General features: G+C 56.0%; 18 protein-coding genes and 1 tRNA gene. 4 read left to right on the forward strand and 15 right to left on the reverse strand.

Annotated elements, in window-relative coordinates; all coding sequences use genetic code 11:
• Window positions 1-143: transposase (locus tag ACFFIY_RS08075; protein ID WP_376837228.1), on the forward strand; the 143-nt coding region annotated here is incomplete at its 5' end.
• A 136-nt stretch (window positions 144-279) separates the two neighbouring features.
• Here the strand turns inward: ACFFIY_RS08075 and ACFFIY_RS08080 are convergent.
• The 10 genes from ACFFIY_RS08080 to ACFFIY_RS08125 form a co-directional block, all read right to left on the reverse strand.
• Entirely contained in the window at window positions 280-726 is a 447-nt protein-coding gene (locus ACFFIY_RS08080) for a MarR family winged helix-turn-helix transcriptional regulator (RefSeq protein ID WP_354197084.1), read from the reverse strand.
• Between the two features lie 85 nt (window positions 727-811).
• Window positions 812-2,233, reverse strand: a complete 1,422-nt coding sequence (locus tag ACFFIY_RS08085) for an ATP-binding protein (RefSeq protein WP_354197082.1) — start codon at window positions 2,231-2,233, stop codon at window positions 812-814.
• 382 nt (window positions 2,234-2,615) lie between these two features.
• On the reverse strand, window positions 2,616-3,968 hold the full coding sequence (locus ACFFIY_RS08090) for a TrkH family potassium uptake protein (protein WP_354197080.1): 1,353 nt from the start codon (window positions 3,966-3,968) through the stop codon (window positions 2,616-2,618).
• Window positions 3,969-4,101: 133 nt separating this feature from the next.
• On the reverse strand, window positions 4,102-4,866 hold the full coding sequence (locus ACFFIY_RS08095) for a MeeY/MeeF family manganese export membrane protein (RefSeq protein ID WP_354197078.1): 765 nt from the start codon (window positions 4,864-4,866) through the stop codon (window positions 4,102-4,104).
• 214 nt (window positions 4,867-5,080) lie between these two features.
• On the reverse strand, window positions 5,081-8,155 hold the full coding sequence (locus ACFFIY_RS08100) for an efflux RND transporter permease subunit (RefSeq protein ID WP_354197076.1): 3,075 nt from the start codon (window positions 8,153-8,155) through the stop codon (window positions 5,081-5,083).
• A gap of 816 nt (window positions 8,156-8,971) precedes the next feature.
• A complete protein-coding gene (locus tag ACFFIY_RS08105; protein ID WP_354197074.1) occupies window positions 8,972-10,546 on the reverse strand; it encodes a peptide chain release factor 3 in 1,575 nt (524 codons plus the stop codon).
• 112 nt (window positions 10,547-10,658) lie between these two features.
• Window positions 10,659-12,146, reverse strand: coding sequence for a UDP-N-acetylmuramoyl-L-alanyl-D-glutamate--2,6-diaminopimelate ligase (locus ACFFIY_RS08110; protein WP_354197072.1), 1,488 nt, complete (start codon window positions 12,144-12,146; stop codon window positions 10,659-10,661).
• Between the two features lie 4 nt (window positions 12,147-12,150).
• A complete protein-coding gene (locus ACFFIY_RS08115) occupies window positions 12,151-13,200 on the reverse strand; it encodes a M42 family metallopeptidase (protein WP_376837229.1) in 1,050 nt (349 codons plus the stop codon).
• A gap of 135 nt (window positions 13,201-13,335) precedes the next feature.
• Window positions 13,336-14,724: an aldehyde dehydrogenase gene (locus tag ACFFIY_RS08120; protein ID WP_354197068.1), complete on the reverse strand. Its 1,389-nt coding sequence runs from the start codon at window positions 14,722-14,724 to the stop codon at window positions 13,336-13,338.
• A gap of 148 nt (window positions 14,725-14,872) precedes the next feature.
• Window positions 14,873-15,808 carry a Gfo/Idh/MocA family protein gene (locus ACFFIY_RS08125; protein WP_354197066.1) on the reverse strand — a complete coding sequence of 312 codons (936 nt, stop codon included), beginning with the start codon at window positions 15,806-15,808 and terminating at the stop codon, window positions 14,873-14,875.
• A gap of 132 nt (window positions 15,809-15,940) precedes the next feature.
• On the opposite strand from ACFFIY_RS08125, the gene ACFFIY_RS08130 reads away from it, so the two are divergent.
• Window positions 15,941-16,084 (forward strand): hypothetical protein, encoded by a 144-nt coding sequence (locus ACFFIY_RS08130; protein WP_354197065.1) that lies wholly within the window; start codon window positions 15,941-15,943, stop codon window positions 16,082-16,084.
• Window positions 16,085-16,474: 390 nt separating this feature from the next.
• Here ACFFIY_RS08130 and ACFFIY_RS08135 read toward each other — a convergent pair.
• Window positions 16,475-16,547 (reverse strand) — tRNA-Val (locus tag ACFFIY_RS08135).
• Window positions 16,548-16,794: 247 nt separating this feature from the next.
• Between ACFFIY_RS08135 and ACFFIY_RS08140 the strand changes: the two genes are divergently transcribed.
• Window positions 16,795-17,283 carry an STAS domain-containing protein gene (locus tag ACFFIY_RS08140; protein ID WP_354197064.1) on the forward strand — a complete coding sequence of 163 codons (489 nt, stop codon included), beginning with the start codon at window positions 16,795-16,797 and terminating at the stop codon, window positions 17,281-17,283.
• Window positions 17,284-17,329: 46 nt separating this feature from the next.
• Here the strand turns inward: ACFFIY_RS08140 and ACFFIY_RS08145 are convergent, their stop codons facing one another.
• From ACFFIY_RS08145 to ACFFIY_RS08160, 4 genes are all read right to left on the reverse strand, one after another.
• Entirely contained in the window at window positions 17,330-19,345 is a 2,016-nt protein-coding gene (locus ACFFIY_RS08145) for a TRAP transporter permease (RefSeq protein WP_354197063.1), read from the reverse strand.
• Window positions 19,335-19,847 carry a DUF1850 domain-containing protein gene (locus tag ACFFIY_RS08150; RefSeq protein WP_354197061.1) on the reverse strand — a complete coding sequence of 171 codons (513 nt, stop codon included), beginning with the start codon at window positions 19,845-19,847 and terminating at the stop codon, window positions 19,335-19,337. The genes ACFFIY_RS08145 and ACFFIY_RS08150 overlap by 11 nt, the downstream gene beginning before the upstream one ends.
• 88 nt (window positions 19,848-19,935) lie before the next feature.
• The gene (locus tag ACFFIY_RS08155; protein WP_376837230.1) at window positions 19,936-20,943 is read right to left on the reverse strand and encodes a TAXI family TRAP transporter solute-binding subunit; all 1,008 of its coding nucleotides are present in this window, start codon (window positions 20,941-20,943) and stop codon (window positions 19,936-19,938) included.
• A gap of 197 nt (window positions 20,944-21,140) precedes the next feature.
• Window positions 21,141-21,725, reverse strand: coding sequence for a phosphatidylglycerophosphatase A family protein (locus tag ACFFIY_RS08160; RefSeq protein ID WP_354197057.1), 585 nt, complete (start codon window positions 21,723-21,725; stop codon window positions 21,141-21,143).
• Window positions 21,726-21,825: 100 nt separating this feature from the next.
• Between ACFFIY_RS08160 and ACFFIY_RS08165 the strand changes: the two genes are divergently transcribed.
• Window positions 21,826-22,560 (forward strand): alpha/beta hydrolase, encoded by a 735-nt coding sequence (locus ACFFIY_RS08165; RefSeq protein WP_354197055.1) that lies wholly within the window; start codon window positions 21,826-21,828, stop codon window positions 22,558-22,560.
• Window positions 22,561-22,578: the final 18 nt, after the last annotated feature.

A 22,578-nucleotide genomic window follows, 5' to 3' on the forward strand; every position in this document is an offset into this window, starting at 1 on the left:
GAGATGCCAAAGAAAAGTGTGGCATGCGATGGACAACCCTGCGCGGGGAAGCAAAAATGTCCATGCAGACGATGCTTACTTATACTGCGCTGAATTTAAAAAGATTGGCCTGCTGGACATGGAAAGCACCAAAACCGGCCTGACGGCCGCTCCTCCCCCAGGGGTTTTATGGGCAAGAACATGCGAAATATCCATTAAAATGACAAAACGACCCCAAAAGATTTCTTTTGGGTCCGTTTTGTCTACAGTCTGAGACCGGGATAACCGGTCTTTTTTTGTTTAGCTAGATAAGTTTTTTATAGAAAGGCCGAGCTTTTTCATCAGATCGATCGCTGTTTTCTTTTCGTCTTCATCGAGTGCGGACATCAGTTGATGCAAGTTCCGTTCATGAAGAGGAAAAATTTCCGCCATGAGCAGCCGGCCTTCCTCCGTGATATCGACGAAAGTCACCCGGCGGTCGATGTCACAGACCGTCCTGCTCAGGTAGCCTCTTCGCTCCAGTTTGTCGATGACATAGGTCATGGATCCGCTCGCCAGCAAAATCTTGCCGCCGATTTTCTGGATCGGCTGCCGGCCTTTATGATAGAGCAGCTCAAGCACCGCAAACTCTGTCGGATTCAATCCATGATCTGCAAAAAGCCGGTTTGCCTGTTCGGAAATCACTTTATGCGCCCTGGAAAGGACGATGAATAGCTTCAGCGAAAGGCCGCTGCCTGTCTGTTCCATTTCTTCATCCCCTGTTTTCTATGATACAGGTACACTGCATCCCATTATAGAGCGGGGAAAGCACGGCTGTCAAAACAGGAAGGCATCAGACCGCATTGCTTGTCTCTTCGGCCGGTGTTTCTTGCGCCTCGGCCGCAGCCGACGGAAGGAGCATTTCAATCCTCGATCCCTTGTCCGGCATGGACTTGATAAACAAGTGTCCGCCCATCAGCTCAGCCGTTTCAAGGGCGAACGGCAATCCGAGCCCGGTGCCATCCCGCTTTGTCGTGAAAAACGGCATGAACACTTGCTTCAGCTGAAGCTCCGTCATTCCTTTTCCTTCATCCGTCACAGCCAGCAAGACATGTCCTCGGTCATAGTTCTCGATCGAAATCATGAGCCGGGATCCGCTGTCGGACGCTTCAATTGCGTTTTTGATCAGGTTGATGAGCGACTGCTTCATGCGCTGGGGATTACCGACCACCGTCACTTCCGCATTCACGTGGTTGTCTTTGTAAATGGTGATTCCGCGCTGCATGCACTGCGGCTCCATGATGGTGACAACCTCACAGATCGAGCGGAACAGCGGAAACGGGACCTGTTCCTTGCCCGTCGGCTTCGACAGCATCAGGAACTCTTTCATGAGCGACTCCATCCTGCCCATTTCGCTGTCGATGACGTCGAGGTAGCTCATGGAGGTGTCATCTGCCGACAGCTTCATGAGTTCCGTGAAGCCCCGGATGGAAGTCATCCCGTTCTTCATCTCGTGGGCGATGCTCGCCGCCAGCTGACCGAGCGCAGACAGGCTTTCATTTCGCTCCATCTGCTGTTTCAGTTCGACTTTTTCCGTGTCATCACGGACGGTCATGACATACATATCGGAGTCTTCATCGAAGACCGTATAAAAATGATAATAACGCTCCTGGCCGTCTTCAGAGACGTAGCGGCGTTTCGCCTCCACTCTGCCTTCCTGCTCCATCATCAAAGTGAACTTCTCATCGTCCCCTTCGGAAAACCTTTTGCAGATAAAGTCGCGCACAGTGCGGCCGATGACGTCTTCCGGGCGCTGCCCAAAAAAGAAGTCCGTCCGATTGTTGGCATCATGGATCCGGCCTGTCCGATCGAACAAGATAAAGCAATTGAGCGCATGACGGAAGATTCCCGAGTAGCGGATGCTGGTTTGATCCGGCTGTCCTGCCCGGCACCGATCAGCGGGCCTGAACCGCACGATGACCGAACTGTTTTGCCGGAAAAAAGAGCCGGTCGCCTCCAAGCCGGTGCCCGTCCCTCCCTCGCCCTGTGTAAGGTTAAAGAGAGAGGTCACCTTTTTACCGGGTTTCACGGAGCTCAGAAACTGACTCCAAAGTCCGTGTTCAGAATCAGGCAGCAGCTTGTCCACCGGTTTACCGGGCGAAATGCTGAACAGGTGTTTTGCAGCCGAGTTGGCCCTGAGGCAAAGGCCGCTCTGCTGAACCATCATTATGGCGTCGTCGGTATCCTCAAACAAGAACTCGAAAGTTTCCATCATTGATTTAAAAGGCAAATTGTACACCGGCCCTTCTTCCGTTTTGGCTATCTTATGAATTTGGTCGGTTGAACATGATAGGCTTCAGAGCAAGTCACCAAATAGAATTATCCGATTATTATGATTGTTCCACGTTTGAACCCATCTTGATATAAGACCATTTACTCATTTTCCAGCCGGAAGGTCAAGACAGGGTCTTCCCCCAAAATCGGGCTTTCCTTTGAATGGCGCCGTTTTGGCGGATAAAAAATTTTTTTCAAGATATTTTGAACCATGTTTCGTCCACTCGTCCTTTTTGTGGAACATAACCGGGTCTTCCGCCACTAAAAAAACAGCAAGAGCCTGCAGTTCTTTAGCCCTTGCCGCCTTTTGCTCCGTCCGTGGTTCACCCGATGATGACCCGCTCTTTCGGATAATGGAAATTCAGTTTTCTCGGTTTGCCCCCGAGCGTGAAAAGGAAGGAGATGAGGCCGACCCGTCCGACGAACATCAGCATCATCAAGATGATTTTCCCGATATTGCTTAAATCCGCCGTAATGCCGAGCGACATGCCGCAAGTCCCGAACGCCGAAGTGATTTCAAACAGAAGCGCGGTGGCGGATATGCCGTTCTCCGTGATGGTCATGATCATGGTCGCCACCACGACCATGAGGATGGCGATCAGGATGACGGCGTACGAACGGAAAATGTCGATCTGCTCGATTTCCCTGCCGAACACTTGGATGACGCTTTTGCCCCTCGCGAAGTTGATGAGAAACAGCACGGCGATCGCAAATGTCGTCGTCCGGATCCCGCCGCCGACAGAGCTTGGGGAAGCCCCGATGAACATGAGCGCACTGATGAAAATATCGGTCGCTTCGCTGTACTGGGTGACGTCCATCGTCGTCAGGCCCGCCGAACGGGCTGAAACCGAATGGAACAGGGCAGTGAACGCGGCTTCGTGCCAGGACATGCCTTTGAAACCGTGGAATGATTCCAGAAGCAGGATGACCGCGGCACCGGCGAGCATGAGAATGCCGAATGTCGATGTGGTGATTTTCGTAAACAGGGAGAACCGGAAACCGGGCTCCTTGCTTGAAAGGAACCGCTTGACTTCGATGAGGACCGGGAAACCGATCGCACCTAGGACGATGAGTGCCATCGTGATCAGCTGCACGAAATAGTCATTGAAGTAGAAGGCAAGTGAATCCGGCTGGATGGTGAAGCCCGCGTTCGTCGTGGATGTGACCGCATGGAACATTCCGTTGAGCAGTGCATCGCCGAACGAGTCATAGAATTTCGTGAAGTAAAGCGTCAGGATGCTTCCGCCGATCAGCTCGATCAGGATCATCAGCTGCATGATTTCCCGGATCATCTTGACCGCGCCGGCCATCGTATACTGGTTTTGGTCGACCATGATGAGCTGTCTTTCCCGGAGCCCGATTCTCCGCCTGACGATCAGCCAGAAGAACGTGCCGATCGACATGACGCCGACGCCGCCGAAATGCAGAACGATCATGAACATGATGAGTCCGAACGTCGTGTAGGTGGATCCGATGTCGATGACCGACAGTCCGGTTACACTGACCGCGCTCACCGCGGTGAACAGGCTGTCCATGAAGCTGATTTTCACGCCGTGGAGATGGACGCCCGGAAGGTTCAGCAGGATGGCCGACACGGAAATGGCAATGAAATAATACGTGACCAGCACCCTCGCCGGTGTCATTCTATTCACTTTGAGCCGTTCGATGAAAGACATGTCATTCCAGATCCTTTCAAAATGGACCGATGATAAAGAATAAACTTCATTCTAAAGAAAAACAGCTCAAAAAGAAAGCGGCAATGGAACTGGCGGGCAGTCCATTGCCGTTTTTACTTTTTTGTGATTTGAATCAGGCTGTTTTTTTCTTGTCATTCCGGATTCCGATCAGTACACCAAGCACGGCGATGAGCAGGAGGACTGACCAGAAAATGGTCTTCCAAAGCGTCGAATGCGGGAAGTGAGGGTCAATGATGGCGAGGTCCTCGTGGCCGAGCGTCAGGACAACGAGCTTCACGCCGACCCACCCGACGATGGCGAAGGCAGCGCCCTCAAGCGCCGGATATTTGTCGAGCAGCCGGACGAACCAGGTCGCGGCGAACCGCATGATGATCAGTCCGATCACGCCTCCGAGGAACATGACGGAAAATTGTCCGCCGTTGATGCCCCCGATATGAAAGTCCCCGAGTTCAGGAAGCGTGACGGCGATGGCCACGGCAGCCAGCATCGAATCGATGGCGAATGCGATGTCGGCGAGTTCCACCTTGACGACGGTCATCCAGAAGCCGGACTGTTTTTTCGGTTTTTCCACATGACCGTCCCCGCCGTTTTTGTGCTTTTTCATGTCATACAGGTTTTTGATCGAGATGAACAGCAGGTAAGCGGCCCCGATGGCCTGGATCTGCCAGATATCCACGAGGATTGTGATCATGAAGAGCGCGGCAAACCTGAAGACGAATGCACCGAGCAGCCCGTAGAACAGGGCCTTCTTTCTCTTTTCAGGCGGCAGGTGCTTCACCATGACCGCCATGACGACTGCATTGTCTGCCGCAAGCAGCCCTTCCAGTACGACGAGTACGATGAGCACCCATCCGTATTCAAGCAAGATTGTATCCAATTTCAGGTTCCCTCCCTTGTTGGCGGAAAACAAAAAGACCCTTGCCCGAATAAGCGGGCAAAGGTCTCGCTAAGCGCCGCCCCATTTTCATGAGGCGGCCCTATCATAACCGATGGCCAAAGCCATGTAATGACGATTATGAAATAGGTTTCCCTATAGCTACTCCCCTTTGACAGTGTCAAAGCAGATTCAGTTTTCCGTTGTCGTCATTTTATCACAGATCCCGTGCGGTTGTCTTGTCCTTTTTCAACTTTCTCGTTTCCGGATCAAACAGACTGTAGATGACCGGAACAACGAACAACGTCAGGGCGGTCGAGCTGATGAGCCCGCCGATGACCGCAATCCCCATCGGCTGGTTGATCTCGGTTCCTTCGCCGATGCCAAGAGCAAGCGGCAGCAGGCCGAGAATCGTCGTCAGCGCAGTCATGAGGATCGGCCGGGCACGGTCCTTCACGGAGACGACGATCGCCTCCAATGAAGCCATGCCCTGCGCCTTTCGCTGGTTGATGTAGTCGACAAGCACGATGCCGTTGTTGACGACGATCCCGACAAGGATGAGGATTCCGATGATGGCCGACACACTGAGCGGGGTATTTGTCGCAAACAGCGCCACCGCCACTCCGATGATCATGAGCGGGACGGTGAACATGATGACGAGCGGATACTTGAATGATTCGAACTGGGCCGCCATCACAATATATACGAGGACCACGGCAAGTATGACGGCCATCGTCATATCCCCGATTGCACTCTCAAACAGTTCGCGGTCCCCTCCGAATGTCAGATCCGTCTCATCGGAGATGTGCGCTTTTTCGATTTCTTCCTTCACTTTCTTCGTGGCTTCCCCGAGCGTGAGACCGGACTCATGGTGGACGGTGAACCGGATTGCATCCGCCTGGTCCACCCTTCTGATTGCGGCCGGGCCTTCCTCGACGGTGACGTCTGCCAGGTCCGCCAGGCGGACGAATGTGCCCGAAGGTGTTCTCAGCTTCATCTCCTTTAGGCCATCCAGACTGTTGCCCGCCTCGCCTCCGAGCACCACATGGACCGTCCGGACATCTCCGTCCTCCACGATTTGCGTGGCCGGCACACCCCGTGTCATGTTGTTGACAGTATCGGCGATCTGGGCAGGTGCCATGCCATTCGCCGATGCGGCTTCCCGGTCCACGACGATGCGGATTTCTTCGACCGCCTCCACGAGGTCATTGGACACCTCGGTGAAGCCGTCGACGCGCGGCAGCCGTTTCATCAGCTTGTCCGACTCATTCTCCAGCCGGGCACCGTCCGGATCGGACAGCGTGAACGTCAGCGTGTTCGGCGAAGAGCCCGCCGCCGTTTGTAAATTGAACGTCACTTCGGCCTCGTCCCCGATGTCCTTCTTCACTTCCGGCTGGACGTCGTCGACAAATTCAAATACCGATCTGGACCGTTCATTCAGCGGTTTTAGCTTAACGTACAGCTCACCCCTGTCCGCCTCGCCGGACCCCTGTGCAAGTCCCTGCTGGGTTCCGCCCGTCAGGCTTACATACACATCCACGTCTTTTTCATCGCGCAGCCGGTCCTCGATTTTGCGGATCACCCGGTCGGTTGCATCCAGGGAGGCCCCGTCCGGCAGATTGACCGCAATGCTGACGAACCCTTCATCCGTCGCCGGCAGGAATTCCGTTCCGACCCGCCAGAGTCCGAGAGAGCCCGCAACGAGCAGGAACAAGGTCATGCCGAGCACTGCGGGCCTGTGGCTGAGCGACCAGTTGATCGAACGTTCGAAATTCTTATAGGTTTTCGACCGCCGGCGCCGGGCCTCGAGATTGCGCTTCGGCCGCTCCAGCATCCGGGACGCCATCATCGGGATGACGGTCAAAGCGACCGCAAGCGATGCCAGCAAGCTGAACGAAATCGTCAGGGCGAACTCCGTGAAAATCCGGCCGATCAGCCCGGAAATGAAGATGACCGGGACGAATACGGCGATCGTGGTCAGAGTCGACGCGGTGATGGCGCCCCCGACCTCTTTCGTGCCGTCCAGCGCTGCCTGTCTCGGCCGCTTGCCGAGCGCCAGGTGACGTTCGATGTTTTCGATGACGACGATCGCGTTGTCCACGAGCATCCCGATCCCGAGCGCAAGCGCACCGAGCGTCAGGATATTCAGCGCAAAATCGGCAAAATACATAAGGACGAATGTGACGATAACCGAATATGGAATCGCCACACCGATGATCGCCGGGCTCTTCACCGTCTTCAGGAAGAGGAACAGGACGATCATCGCGAAAATTCCGCCGAGGATAAGGGACTGTCCGATGTTGCCGATGGCCAGTGCGATGTAATCTCCCTGGTCAAACAGGATGTCCGCCTGGACGCCGCTGAAGTCTTTCTTTTTCAGCAGCTTGTCAAGCGACTCCTTGAATGATTTCGAGACGTCCGCCGTATTGGCGCCCGATTCCTGGAGCACCGACATGATGACCGACGGTTCGTCGTCCGTGCGGGTGGTCATTTCTTCATCTTGGGCCGCTTCTACTTCGGCGACGTCCCCGATTTTCACTTCCTTGCCGTCCACCGGATTGACGGTGAGGACGAGGTCCCTGATTTCGTCCATGGACACGAGCGTGCTCATGACACGCGTCGTGAGCCGCTGCCCTTCTTCCGTATTGACCGGTTCGCCGGGCAGTGAAATATTGTTCGCCCGCAGCGCCTGGACGACGTCCGACTGGGAAAGGCCGCGCTCTTCCAACTTGGCAGGATCCAGCTCCACCGCGACGTCCTCCACCAGCTTCGCAGAGACCGTGACGCTCGCCACGCCCTCTGTCCTCCGAAGCTCGGTCTCCAGGCGGTCCGCAATGTCGCGGATATCCCCGGTTCCTTCTTCAGCCCTCAGCGACAGCTGGATGACCGGAAACTGTGAAGGGTCGAACTTCAGGAACTGCGGCTTTCCGGCATCATCCGGAAGCGGCGTCTGGTCGATCCTCTGCAGGACGTCCATCTGCACATCATCAATCTCCGTCGACCAGTCAAACTCCAGGAACAGGAGATTGGCCCCTTCCTGGGACATCGACTGGATCTTCTTCAGCCCCGGCAGCGTGGAAAGATTGTTTTCCAGCGGCTTCGTGACTTTTTCGCTCACTTCCTCCGGCCCCGCGCCGGAATAATTCGTCACAACCACCGCAACCGGCGGATTCAGCTCAGGGATAAGCGTGAGCGGAATCTTCAGAAACGACACGACGCCGAGAATCAGGACGAGCAACATCGTCACGATTGTGAAGACCGGCCGCCTGATGGAGAATTCACTGATTTTCATAGGACTGACCCCACTTCCACATACATACCTCCATCATACCGAATCCGGCAGCCATCCTTCAACGCCGGCGGGGAATAAACTGGCCGAATCTGCAGAAACAGGCGAGAATGAGGCGAAATGAAGGACGAACGGTGCCCTGGACAACCGTTCGCATGGCCTCTAATAAGGTGGATGACCGGCAGGGAAAGAGGAATGCGTACGGTTCAGGGTGGAAGAGGAACGACTCGGGGACGAAGGGTACATCCGTACGACTCGCCCCCGGGAGAGTGGACCCGTACGACTCAAGGCGGAATCCGTACGACTCAAGGACGGATCCGTACGGTTCAGGGACGAATCCGTACGACTCGCCCCCCGGAAAAGTGGATCCGTACGACTCGCTCCTGAAAAGAAGAGATAGTGTCCAATTATCGTGGAATTCCTACTGAGAAGGAGAAGAAATCTGCGAGACACCTGCTGGATAAGCGTTAGCTGAAGACCCCGCAGAGCGCAGCTCGAGGAGGCTGAGGAAACGCCCGCGGTAAGCGAGCGGATGTCTTCGACTGATGGCGTTTACACAATACGATGCTCTCGTGGGTGAGCGCGTTGCCGAGATTGGGTGGATTCATGGAGCCCCCAGGTCGAGTGGAATCATAGGCCCCGTGAGTGAGCGCGTTGACGCGACGAGTGGAATCATAGATCCCGTGAGTGAGCGCGTTGACGGGATGAGTGGATTCATGGGCGATCGTGTCCAGTTTCAGACTCAATCGGAGAAGGCTCGCGGCCCGATCACCAAAAAATCCGGGCAGCCAGTGGGCTGTCCGGGTCGATTGGGTTTGATTAAAGCAGGCTGTACAGCTGGATGTCCGGATTTTTGTCCTGGAACCAGCGGAGGGCGAAGTCGTTCTCGAACAGGAACACGAGCCGTTCGTAGCGGTCCTTGACGAGCATGCTGCGCGGGCCGGTCATAGATTCTTTCACGTCGCCTTCATTTTCGATCCAGCGGGCGACTTTCGAGCCGATGTGCTCCATGTTCACTTCGGAATTGTACTCGTTCTTCATGCGGTGCTCGAACACCTCAAACTGCAGCTGTCCGACCGCCCCGAGGATGACTTCCTCTGTATGAAGCGTCTTGTAGTATTGGATGGCGCCTTCCTGGACAAGCTGGAGGATGCCCTTGTGGAAGTGTTTCGATTTCATGACGTTCTTCGGAGTGACTTTGACGAACAGTTCCGGTGTGAACTGCGGCAGCGCCTCAAACGAAAACCGTCCCTTGCCGCCTGTGATCGTGTCGCCGATCTGGTAGTTCCCCGTGTCATACAGGCCGATGATGTCGCCGGCGACGGCCATGTTGACGGTTTCCCGGTCATCGGCGAGAAACTGGGTGGACTGGCTCACCTTGAATGTCTTCGGAATCCGCGGGACCGTCACCTGCATGCCGCGATCGAATTCACCCGAGACGATCCGGACGAATGCGATGCGGTCGCGGTGGGCCGGGTTCATGTTCGCCTGGATCTTGAAGATGAAGCCGGTGAACTCGTCGTCGTACGGGTTCACTTCCCCGCCGTCCGACGTTGTCCGCGGCTGCGGTGCCGGCGCAAACTTCAAATACGTTTCCAGGAACGTCTGGACGCCGAAGTTCGTCAGTGCGGATCCGAAGAAGACCGGCGTCAGTTCACCGTTTTTCACCCGGTCCACATCAAAGGAATTCCCCGCCTCATCCAGCAGTTGGACGTCATCCACCGCCTGGCGGAAGTAGGACGAGTCCTGAATTGGATTCGGTTCGGTGAGATCGCCGTCTTCGCCGACCTCGAGGAACCGGCCGTCTCCTTCCCCGCGGGCCAGTTCCACCCGGCGGTTATGACGGTCATAGATGCCCATGAACTCTTTGCCCATGCCGATCGGCCAGTTCATCGCATACGATTCGATGCCGAGCACTTCTTCGAGTTCTTCCATCAGTTCGAGCGGCTCTTTCCCCATCCGGTCCATTTTGTTCATGAACGTGAAGATCGGAATCCCCCGCATGCGGCAGACTTTGAACAGCTTGATCGTCTGCGGCTCGATCCCTTTCGCGGAGTCGACCATCATGACGGCCGAGTCGACGGCCATGAGCGTCCGGTACGTGTCTTCACTGAAGTCTTCGTGGCCCGGTGTATCAAGTATGTTGACCCGCTTGCCGTCGTAGTCGAACTGGAGCACGGAGCTCGTCACGGAAATGCCGCGCTGCTTCTCGATCTCCATCCAGTCGGATGTTGCAAATTTTCCGGATTTCTTCCCTTTGACAGTGCCGGCATCCCGGATGGCGCCTCCGAATAAAAGCAGTTTTTCCGTCATCGTCGTTTTGCCGGCATCCGGGTGCGAGATGATTGCAAATGTCCGGCGCGAAGCGATTTCGTTCTTGAGTGGTTGATCCATATTTCCATTTCTCCTCATGTTTTCAGCTTTTCTCATCATAGAGACCGCACAGCGGGAATTCAAGCTTTTTCACGCGGAAGGCCGGAAAGGAAGTTCCTTTCCGGCCGCCGGGTCAGTCCCGGACGCCTGCTTTGCGTCCGAATTTGCGCTCCGCTTCATCAATGGCGATGGCCGCGTCGCTGTGCGGAAACTTTTTATTTCCGATGATCTGGAAGTCCTCATGCCCTTTGCCGGCGAAAATGATGATGTCGCCTTCCCCGGCTACTGAAACGGCGTGGCGGACCGCTTCTTCCCGGTCTCCGATGCAGGCGAAACCGTCATGCTTCATGCCGGCCGCCAGCTCGGAGGTGATCGAATCATATGGCTCGTCCCGCGGATCGTCCGTCGTCAGGACAACGTAGTCCGCGACGGATGCCTTTTCCGCCATGATCGGCCGCTTCGACCGGTCGCGGTTGCCGCCGGTTCCGATCAGGAAGATGAGCTTGTTCGTTTTGTAAGGCAGGACCGAGTCGATCGCCTTTTCGATGGCATCCGGCGTATGCGCGTAATCCACGTACATCGTGACAGGCAGATCCGCCTTCACCTTCTCCATCCGGCCCTTGACCGGCGGAAGCGACCGGAGGCCGTCGAGGATCTCGCCAAGCGGCAAGCCGGACGCGTAGAGCGCCGCGGTCGCCGCCAAAGCATTGTGCACATTGAACTTGCCGAGCAGGTTCATCGTCACGTCCTGCGGCCCTTCGGGTGTTTCCATGATGAACGAAGTCAACTCGGCCCCCAGGCGGATATCCGTTCCGCGGAACATCGCATTTTCCGCAAGGCCGTAGCTGTACACAGGAAACGGCGTCATCCGGCGGTACCGCTCCGACCATGGATCGTCAATGTTGAGAACGGCCGCTTTCGTGCGGGTCGTGTCCTGCCCGAGCTGGGAAAACAGCAGTCCCTTCGCATAGCCGTAATGTTCCATCGTTCCGTGGAAGTCCAGATGATCATGCGTCAAGTTCGTAAAGACCGCAATGTCGAACTCGGTGCCGGCAAGTCGGCCTTCCACGAGCCCGTGCGAAGAGACTTCCATCGTCATCGTGTCGCAGTCTTCCAGGACGGCCCGGCGGATCATCTGCTGGGTCGTGACGGCGTCGGTCGTTGTGTTCGCCGATTCATACAGCGTCCCGTCCAGATCGAAGCCGATCGTTCCAGACGCGGCCGACTTCCGCCCGCATGAACGCAGGATGCCGTGGATGATGCCGGTCACGCTCGTCTTGCCGTTCGTGCCGGTGACGCCGATGAGCCGGATCGAGCGCGAAGGATGTCCGTAGAACGCCGCGGCAAGAAGCCCTTCGGCACGCGCCGTATCGTCGACGAGAACAAGCGCCGCGCGGTCCGGGTCAAACTGGACCGGCCGCTCGGCAATGATCAGCCGGGCACCCGCCGCAAGCGCCTTTTCCGCGTAGTCGTGGCCGTCCACGGTATATCCGTTGATGCAGATGAACGCGCCGCCCGGCTGGACCGCGCGGGAATCAACCGCAAGATCCGTCACTTCGTCCGGAACCGTGCCGGTCACTGTTTTCACGGGCAACTGTTCAAGCAATAATTTCGTTTCCATCAGATCATTCCTCCACCAGCGGCGACATGACATATGCGCGGAGAAGCCGTGCGGCCGCCTCAAGCGATTCAGTATGTGTGCGCTCGAGCGCGTGGGACGATTCGATCCCCGGCCCAAAGAGCGCATGCTTTACATCATAGCCTGCCCGGATCGCCGCGGACGCATCCGAACCGTAGTACGGATAAATGTCCAGCTTGTGCGGGATGCCGTCTTTTTTGCACAGTTCCGCTAGGTGGCGGGTCAGACCATAATGATATGGACCGCTGGAATCCTTCACGCAAATCGAGACCGTGTATTCATCGGACGACTGACCATCGCCGATTGCCCCCATGTCGAATGCGATGTATTCCACCGTTTTCTCCGGAACCGACGCATTGCCGCCAAATCCGATTTCCTCGTTGTTGGAAATATAAAAATGGACCGTATGCGGCAGTTCCTCGCCGGATTTGCGGATCGAGGCCGCCAGTTCCAGCAGCAGCGCGGTGCTCGCTTTATCGTCCAGATGGCGGGATTTGACGAATCCGCTGTCCGAGCGTTCAAACCGGGGATCAAATGAAACAAAATCTCCGACTTCGATGCCGAGCTTCCGGGTGTCTTCCGCACTGAACACTTTTTCGTCGAGACGCACTTCGATGTTGTCGCTGCTCCGCTCCGCCGTGCCCGCATCCCGGTACACATGGACCGTCGTCTGGTGCATGAGGATGGTTCCGCGGATTTTGCGCCCGTCCGCCGTATGGACGGTGCAGTATTCGCCTTCCGCCGCATTCCAATTGAAGCCGCCGATTTTATCAAGCTTCAGCCGGCCCGACGGCTTCACTTCCTTGACGATTGCTCCGAGCGTGTCAACGTGCGCCGTGATGAGCCGCTGGCGGTCATCGTCCTGTCCTTTGATCGTCGCGATGACGGCGCCTTTATTCGTTTTCCGGGTTTCCAGCCCCGCTTCTTCAAGGATGCCGGCCACTTTTTGCATGACCTCTGCCGTATAGCCGGACGGGCTCGGCGTGTTGACGAGCTGTTCCAGAAGATCGATTGAATGTTCAAGTTCAAATGGTATCGCCATAGAGTGGTTGTCCTCCCAGATCGTTAAAAAATCCATCTTTCATTATACGCCTTTGCCGGGCGGGCGTCACGAAGTGCACCGGTTTCCGGGAGGCGCCTCGGGAATTTCCCGTCCGCTCCGCGGCTGCCGTCACTTCATGAACCGCCGGACCAGCCGCAGCCGGTTGCCGTATGGCGGGAAGGCAAGCTTCACCGGGAATGTTGTGCCCCGTTTCAGGACCGCTTTCGCATGAGTGAACGCCTCGAACCCTTCCCGGCCGTGATAGCTGCCGATGCCTGACGGCCCCGCTCCGCCGAACGGAAGATGGATGTTCCCGACATGGGACATCGTGTCATTGATGCAACCGCCGCCAAACGGCAGCTCCGACAGGAAGAATTCGGCCGCCTGTTCATTTTCCGAGAACAGATACGCCGCAAGGGGCTTCGGTTGTTTCCGGATTTCACGGACGGCCGCGATCAGACTTGAATAACCGTACACCGGCAAAACCGGTCCGAAGATTTCTTCCTCCATGACGGGGCTGTCCGCAGGCGGGCTGTCGAGGACGGTCGGCTCGATGAACAGCTCGTCGCGGTTCATTCCCCCGCCGAGTATGATCCGGCTCCGGGCGTCATCCAGCATCCTGCGCAGCCGGTCAAACTGGCGGTCATCCACGATCCGCCCGTAATCCGGACTTTTTCTCGCATCTTCACCGTAGAACCGCCGGATGGCACCGGCAAGTTCATCCAGGAACCGGCGCTTCACCGAATGATGTACAAGCACATAGTCCGGCGCGACGCACGTCTGCCCGGTGTTCGTGAACTTGCCCCACGCGATGCGCTCTGCCGCAAGCCTCAGATCCGCCGTCTGGTCGACGATCGCCGGACTTTTCCCGCCGAGTTCGAGGATGACCGGAACGAGGTGGTCCGCGGCCGCCCTCATGACGATCCGCCCCACTTTCGCGCTGCCCGTGAAGAACATGAAGTCAAACGGTGCCGACAGCAGCGCGGATGTTTCTTCTTTGCCGCCTTCCACAACCGTGACGTGCGCCGCCTCGAATGTGTTCCGGACGAGCTCCCGGATGACGGCAGCGGTGTGCGGTGTTGATTCCGAAGGCTTGAGCACCGCCGTATTGCCTCCCGCGATGGCGGCGGCCAGCGGTTCGATCACCAGCTGGAACGGATAATTGAACGGGCCGATGATGAGCGCAGTACCCCATGGCTCCCGGACGACGAAACTTTTACCCGGCTGGAGAAACACGGGTGTCTTCCTCGCTTCAGGTTCCATCCATCCGTCCAGCTTGGAAACGGTCTCCCGGATGCTCGACAACACGAACCCGACTTCTGTCGTGTATGCTTCAAAACCGCTTTTCCCCAAGTCGGCCCGCAACGCTGCCAGTATTTCTTGCTCGCGTTCCCGGATCGCCTCGTAAAGCGCGGTCAGTCTCTCTTTTCGGAATTCCGCCGGCTTCGTTTTGCCGGTTTGGTAACAGTGCTTCTGCATGGCGACGATCCGGCCCGCCGTTTCCTCTGTGAACTTCATCTGGACCACTCCTTTGATGACTCTCCCCTATTCCATTCCCTGTTCGCCAAACACCGGCGATATCCTTTATGGCAACAACGTGAACCTTTGCAGCCAACTGAAAAAAGCTCCCGCCGAAAGCGGAAGCATTCTTTCGTGATATTGGAAATTACAGTAGTCCATCCACGGTGCGCTGGATGACGGCCCCTTCGCTGAACGGCACGATGACGGCGTCTTCCCCGCGCTTTTTGCGGATCAGCTCATCGAACAAACCGGGAACAGAAGGCGACTCGTCAATCCGTTCGAACGTCCCGCCCGCCTCCGCACGGTATAAATCCGACCAGTTGACGAGGCGGAGCGCCCCTACGGTCCCGTATACCGTGAACTCGATGCGCTCTTCCGATGCTCCGCCGGCCAGTCCGTTGAAGAGGACCGGAACGCCGGTTTCAGTTGTTCCTGCTGCGATGACGCCTGTTTCACAGAGCGCGGGGTCAGCCGGATAATCCGTCCTTTTAGATGAAATTTCGATTGCGCCGGAGAGCCGGCTCATAATCTGAATGAAATGCGGGAAGACTTCCCGTATGAACCCGCCCTGATCTCGGGTGCCGATCCATGGGTTCTGCTGCCAAACTCGCGGCCATTGAGGAAAATGAGCCTGAAGTTCGATCCGAAGAAGCGGTCCGATCTTTCCCGAATCCGCTTCGGACAGCAAAGCACGGACAGACGGGTTGTAGAGAAGCGGAAAATGCATCGCGGTCAAGCGGCCGCTTTGTTCAGCGGCAGATGCCATCCGGGCTGCCGTGTCCGCATCATGGGCCAGTGGCTTTTCGCAAAGAACATCCAGCCCGGCATCAAAGGCCGCTTCTGCAATGGGCGCATGATAACGCGGAGGCGTGCCGATATACACCCAGTCCGGCTTCATTTCAAAAACTTCTTCGAGCGAACCGGCAACCGGCACGGAAAACGCCCGGCTCATCTCTTCAGATCTTTTGGCATCCGCATCATAAATCACAATGGCCTCGGCCTCAGCATGTCCGGAAAGCGTGCGGAGAATGCGTTCCCCCACGATACCGGCACCAATCACAGCGATTGTCGTCTTGTTCATCAAACGGCTCCTCCCTTAATACAAATAGAAATATAGGTCTTCTGGCTTGTTTTGCATCTAACTCTGTTTCGGATTGTAACACCGAAGGGTATAGAGAAGTCAAACAACGAATGAGATCAAGGAGGAAATGTCATGATGAAACAAGAAAACTGGTGGGATGAAATGTTTACAGGTAACCTGGAACTCGGGATCAACAAAGAACGGCTCGCTGAACTGGAGCAGGAAAACTTCCTGTACTTCACCGAGGAACAAGAAAACGTCCCGCAGGAGCAATAACGATTGAACAAGCGACAATCGCTGTCTGCCGAAACGCGATTTGGCAATACATAAGGACCGCACCCTCACGGAAAACCGGAGTGGATGCGGTCCTTATTATGTTTCCATTCTTAAATAAAGTTATTGAGTGCGAATCTTGACACTCTAAGTGCGAATCTGACGCTCCAAGTGCGAACACGGCGCTCTAAGTGCGAAACTGACGCTCTAAGTGCGAATCCGGCGCTCTAAGTGCGAAACTGGCTCTCTAAGTGCGAAACTGGCGCTCTAAGTGCGAAACTGGCGCTCTAAGTGCGAAACCGGCGCTCTAAGTGCGAATCTGCATCTAGTGCAAAAAAAGACATCTTACGCAAGCGCAAGATGTCTTTTAAACCCTATGTAAGGTTTTAGTGATGATTCCGACTGGGCTCGAACCAGCGACCTCTACCCTGTCAAGGTAGCGCTCTCCCAGCTGAGCTACGGAATCATATCTGGGATGTTGTGCGGCGGTGAGTCACTCGGTAACTCTCTCAAGCACATTACCTATAATAAACGGCTTCCCCGTTTAAGTCAACAGCTTTTCTAAAAAAGTTTTATTTTTTTCTTTCGCGGCCGCGATTCTCTGTTTTCACAACAATTTTCATACTGATTCCGCCTAAAAGTCTATTTTAATATTCCCCGCATAAAAGAACTTGTATAATAGAAATCAAACTAATTTGGATTGTGAGGACATCATGGACGAAAAACATTTGAAAACCACCATCGCCCGGCTCAATGATCAAGTGAGCAGCCTGGAAAAGCAGATCGAGGAAGCCCATATTCCAATCATCCCTTCCATTCTCCCGAACACGATCCTGATTCCGTTTGCCGGAGAACTCTCGCCGGACCGGCTCGACCGGGCCGTCACCAAGATCTTGAATCACGCGGCGCAGTCGCGGACCGATTCCGCCATTGTGGATTTCACCGCCCTCTCCCTGAACATGGTGGATGACCTGACCGTGCTCGGCTCATTCATTGAAAATTTGACGGCTTCCCTCGGATTGATGGGCATCCGGGTGATCGTCGTCGGCATCTCCCCGCAGTTTGCCAGGGAACTGGTCAACTCCGGGTTGCCGATCATCCAGCACCTGAAGGCCTTTGCCACATTCAAGACGGCGCTCGAGCATTTGATGAAGATCAAAGGCCTGGCGCTTATCAGTGTGAATGATCAGAACCAACGATAAGAAAATCCCCGCCGGAGCCTCAACTCCTGCGGGGGTTTTTCTTCATTCAGGCCGCAGCGACCTTGCCTTTGCTTCCACGGTTTTTCGTCATGATCTGGATGGCGATCAAAATGACGAACAGCGCAATTCCGAAAATGTCGGTCATGTTCTCAGGGAAGATGAGCATGATCCCGGCCGCCAGTGCACCAATCCGCTCCATCCAGTTCAGCTTCCGGTACCAGTAGCCGACGAATCCGGCGCCGATCGCAATCATGCCCGCAAGCGCAGTGGCCGTGACCCAGACGATCTCCAGAATGCTGGCATCCATCATGAGCATCGCCGGATTATAAACGAACATATACGGGATGATGAACGCCGCGATGGCGAGCTTCGCCGCATTGACGCCCGTCTTGATCGGATCTCCGCCCGAAATGCCGGAAGCCGCGAACGCTGCAAGTGCAACCGGAGGCGTGATGTCCGCAATGATGCCGAAATAGAAGACGAACAGGTGCGCAGACAGCGCCACGACGACCGGTACGGCCACGCCCGCCGGCTCATCCAGCATGAGCAGCGCGATGACCGCGGGTGCGGCGATCGTCGATGTGATGACGTAGTTGGCTGTCGTCGGCGAGCCCATGCCGAGGATGATGGCGGCCAGCATCGTGAAGAAGAGCGTCAGGATCAGGTGTCCGCCGGAAGCAGAGATGAGTCCGTTCGCCAGGCTCAGGCCGAGGCCCGTCTTGACGACGACGCCGACGATGATCCCGGCACAGGCGGTGGCTGCCGCGACGGCGAGCGCCGTGCGGGCACCGTCCACGAGTGCATGGATCATGTCCATGAATCCGAGCCGGGTGTTTTTGTCAAACGCACTGACGACCACCGTCAGCACGATCCCCCAGAGCGCCGCCTGCATCGTCGGGATGCCGATGAGCAGGAAAATGATGATGCCGAGAATCGGGAGCAGGAGATAGATCTTCTTGAACACTTCGCGGCGGTTCGGCATCTGGTCTTCCGTCAGTCCGGAAAGCCCGATCCGCTTCGCTTCGAAGTGGGTCATGATCCAGATCCCTGCGAAATAAAGCAGTGCCGGGATGGCCGCCGCCTTGGCGATCTCCCAGTAGGTGATGCCGCCGATGAATTCGACCATCAGGAACGCGGCGGCACCCATGATCGGCGGCATGAGCTGTCCGCCCGTGGATGCAGACGCTTCCACGGCGCCCGCAAATTCCTTCCGGTAACCGAGCTTTTTCATCATCGGGATCGTGTAGGAACCGGACGTGACGACGTTCGCCACGGAGCTTCCCGAAATCGTTCCCTGGAGCGCACTGGAGAAGATGGCGACTTTCGCCGGCCCCCCGGTCAGCTTGCCGGCGACCGCGACGGCCAGATCATTGAAGTACTGGCCGACGCCGGTCTTCACGAGGAAAGACCCGAACAGGAGGAACACGAAGATAAATGTGGCCGAAACGCTGATCGGCGTTCCGAGGATCCCGTCCGTCGTATAGAACATGAGCTGGCTGAGCGCCGTCAGATCCTGCCCCCGGTGTGCAAGGAATCCGGGGAAGTAAGGACCGAAGAAGGCGTAGACGAGGAACGCCACCGAAATGATCGTGATCGGCAGTCCGACAGCCCGCCTGGCCGCCTCGAGCGTCAGCAGCACGGCGATGATCGCCACAATTGTATCCAAGTCCGTCATCCGGCCCACACGGAGCACGAGGTCTGCGTAATTCAGCGGCCAATAAAGACCGACGCCGACCGACAGAAGCGCCAGGATCACATCGTAGAACGGGACCCTCCCCTTCCTCGCCGTCTTCCTCCGGAACGGGAACAGGAGAAAGATCAGTGAAAGCGCAAAACCGAGGTGGATCGATCGCTGGATATAGGCGGTATACTGGCCGAAAATGGCCGTATACAGCTGGAACAGCGAGAAAGCGAGCAACCCGAAAAACACCACTTGTTTCAAGATGCCGCCGAGATCCCTCGTATTGGCTTCCGGGTCGTACTTCTTCAGCAGTTCCTGTTGCTCTTCCTCGGACAACTGCCCTTCCGCCGGGTCCTTGAGCGGCTCTTTGTTATCGGCCATTCATATTCATTCCTTTCATCAAGTCGAACAGGGAAAGCTTCTCCGCTTCGAATCGGTAGGACTTGCCCCGTTCCAGCTTTTGTTTCAGGTCATATCGGCGTCCGGCATGGCGGAACTCCAGATCCGTATCGATATCGGCCACGTACAGGACAAAAGCGTCAAGCACGCGGTCCTCGTACTCAAGCGTATATTTGCCGTTCCGGTCGGTGAACGTTTCCCCAGCTTCCGCATGGCCCGGCAGGCCGATCGCCAGATCTTCGTATTCCATTTTGACAAGCCGGATTTTCCGGTCTTTCGTCACGGTATAAGATTCCAGAACATCAGAAAGATGGATGGAGTGCGTATACCGGATGACAAACTCCTCATCCCCCCGGATCGGTATGTAATGGACTGCAGGCTTTTCCGCCCGCACTTCCGTAAATGTAAATGCATCGATTACCGGGAGGAACAAAAAGCAGGCGACCAGGCCGGCCGCAGCGGCCGAGACGGCAAGTTTTCGCATGGGGCTCACTCCGGCCGGATTCGGACAAAGAGAAATGAAGCGACGAAGCACGGCTTCATCGCTCCACTTCCTGTTTTCGGCATGGACATCACTTGCCGTTCACTTCGTCAAAATAACGCTGGGCGCCCGCGTGGACCGGAATCCCGATGCCGTCGAGGCCTTTCTCTGCACTGATGAGCGCACCTTTGGCGTGCGTGATTTTGTCCGCGTTTTCATAAATGGCTTTCGTAATGTCGTAGACGACATCATCCGGAATGTCATTCTGAATGACGAGCATTGCACCGACGGAAACGGTCGGAACATCTTCTTCAAGGCCGTAAGTGCCGGCTTCGATCGTGTCTTTTGCGTAGTACGGATATTTTTCGATGAGTTCGTCTGCCTTGTCGTCTTCAACAGGGACGATGTTAACCTTGGCGACCGCATTGAGGGCTTCAACCGCGCCTGTCGGCGTGCCCGATGTGATGAATGCTGCGTCGATCTGGCCGGACTGGAGGCTCTCCTGGGACTCGCCGAAGTCAAGGTTCTGTGCCTTGATGTCGTCTTTGATTGAAAGGCCGTGGATTTCAAGAAGCTGTTCCGCATTCGCATATGTTCCGGAGCCCGGCGCACCGACCGAAACTTTTTTGCCTTTCAGGTCGTCGAACGTTTTGATGCCGGATTTCTCCGTCGTCACGAGCTGGATCGTCTCCGGATAAAGTGAACCGATCGCGGACACAGAATCGATCGCACCGTCCTTTTCAAACATGAGCTCGCCCTTGTTTGCATAGTAGGCGATGTCAGTCTGGACAAATGCGATTTCGGCGGTGCCGTCTGCAAGCGCCGTCATATTGGCGGCGGATGCCTGGGAGCTTTCGGCAGTCGTCTTGATGCCTGTTTCATCGGTGATGAACTCGGCGAATGATCCGCCGAGCGGATAGTAAGTTCCCTGTGTGCCGCCCGTCAGGATACTGAGGAATTTGATATCGCTTTCTTTTTTGCCGCTGTCTCCGCCCGAATCCCCGTCTGCACTGCCGCCGCTGTCACTGCCGCAAGCCGCCAGCGCAAAGAGTGCCAGGATGCTGAGAATGGCCAAAAACCTGAACCGTTTCTTCATCAGTTGGTCCTCCCCTTTTCTCTTTGTTTTGTAAACGCTTCCTCCTATTCTACCATGACCAATCGCTCAGTTGTCAATGTTTTTTGAAAACGCTCCTCAATTTTGATAAAACTATGATATCTGTGCACAGAAAAGCCGCCCGATTGCCCGAAGGTGTCGGCGGCTGATTTTCGTTATTCATGAAGTCCTTGACCGGCAGCTCAAAACTCTGCGCCGTCAATGTCCGTTTCCGGTGCGGTCTCTTCGGGAGGAAGGTTCCGGAATGTTGCCCCCTGCTCTTCAAGGTCACGGGTGCGGTGGGCGATCCGGGACGATGCACAGGCGGCGACACTTGCGACGAGATCGTCGAGGAACGTGTGAACACCGATGCCTTTTTTCGTATCCAGGTCATTGATGACGCCGATTTTGTTTTTATCGAGGTGTCCGAATGTCGTCACGGCGATGCTGCCATATGTGAACACGGCACCGAGCGCAATCGTCTCGTCCACGCCGAACAGCCCTTCATCAGAAGTGACGATCTGTCGCAATGGTTCGGACATCAGCCCTTTTTCCGCAAGTTCGTCAAGTTCGATGCCGACGAGCAGCGCATGCTGGACTTCCCGCTTTTTCAGGACGCTCTCGACGGACTCTGTACAGTGGGCGATTTCCAGACCGTCGTTATACGGCGCCTGCATTTCGTAGACAATCTTGGCAATCGCCTCGATGCTGACCCCCCGCCGCTCCAGAGCGTCTTTCGCGGCTTTCGTGACAACATCGGACGGCACAATCTTGGTTGGATCAAACATGAACATTCCCCTTTCCTGGTGGACGGTTGCCCACATTATACCCATTGTATCGGTTATGCTACAATGCGTGTACAGCATTTCACCCAGAGGAGGCCCCCGATTGAAAAACGGACGCATCAATGAATTCAGCCTGTACAGCGAATCGCTCGGCGAGGACATGGAACTGCTCGTCTACCTGCCGGAGCAATATTCGCCGCTCTATAAATATTCCGTCCTGATCGCTTCTGACGGAAAAGATTACTTCCAGTTCGGCCGCATCACCCGGTTGCTGGAACAGCTTCGGAAAAATGAAGAAATCGACCGGACGATCGTCGTCGGCATCCCGTACAAAACTGTCGCCGAACGCCGGCGGATGTATCACCCGGACGGCGACCGGAGGGCCGATTATATCCGCTTTCTTGCCCATGAACTTGTCCCGTACATTGACGAGACCTTCCCGACTTACCAGGTCGGCGCCGGCCGGGCACTCATCGGCGACTCCCTGGCGGCGACCGTCTCGCTCATGGCCGCCTGCAAGTACCCGAACATCTTCGGCAAGGCGGTCTGCCAGTCGCCGTTTGTCGACGACCAGGTGCTGGAAGCGGTTGAGCAGGTCGCCGATCCGTCCTGCTTCGACATTTACCAGGTGATCGGAACGGGAGAAACCGAGGTGAAGACGACGGCTGACGGCACCCGGGATTTCCTCACACCGAACCGCGAATTGAGGAAATTGATCGAGAAAAAAGGGTTTTCCTCGTTCTATGAAGAATTTAACGGTGAGCACACTTGGAAGTATTGGCAGCGGGATCTGGAGCGCGCCGTCCGGTTCGCTTTCGGAGGCTCGCATATACACTAAGCGGATGCTTTCTGATAT

The sequence above is a fragment of the Bhargavaea ullalensis genome (assembly GCF_042432615.1).
GTDB classification, from domain to species: Bacteria; Bacillota; Bacilli; order Bacillales_A; family Planococcaceae; genus Bhargavaea; species Bhargavaea ullalensis.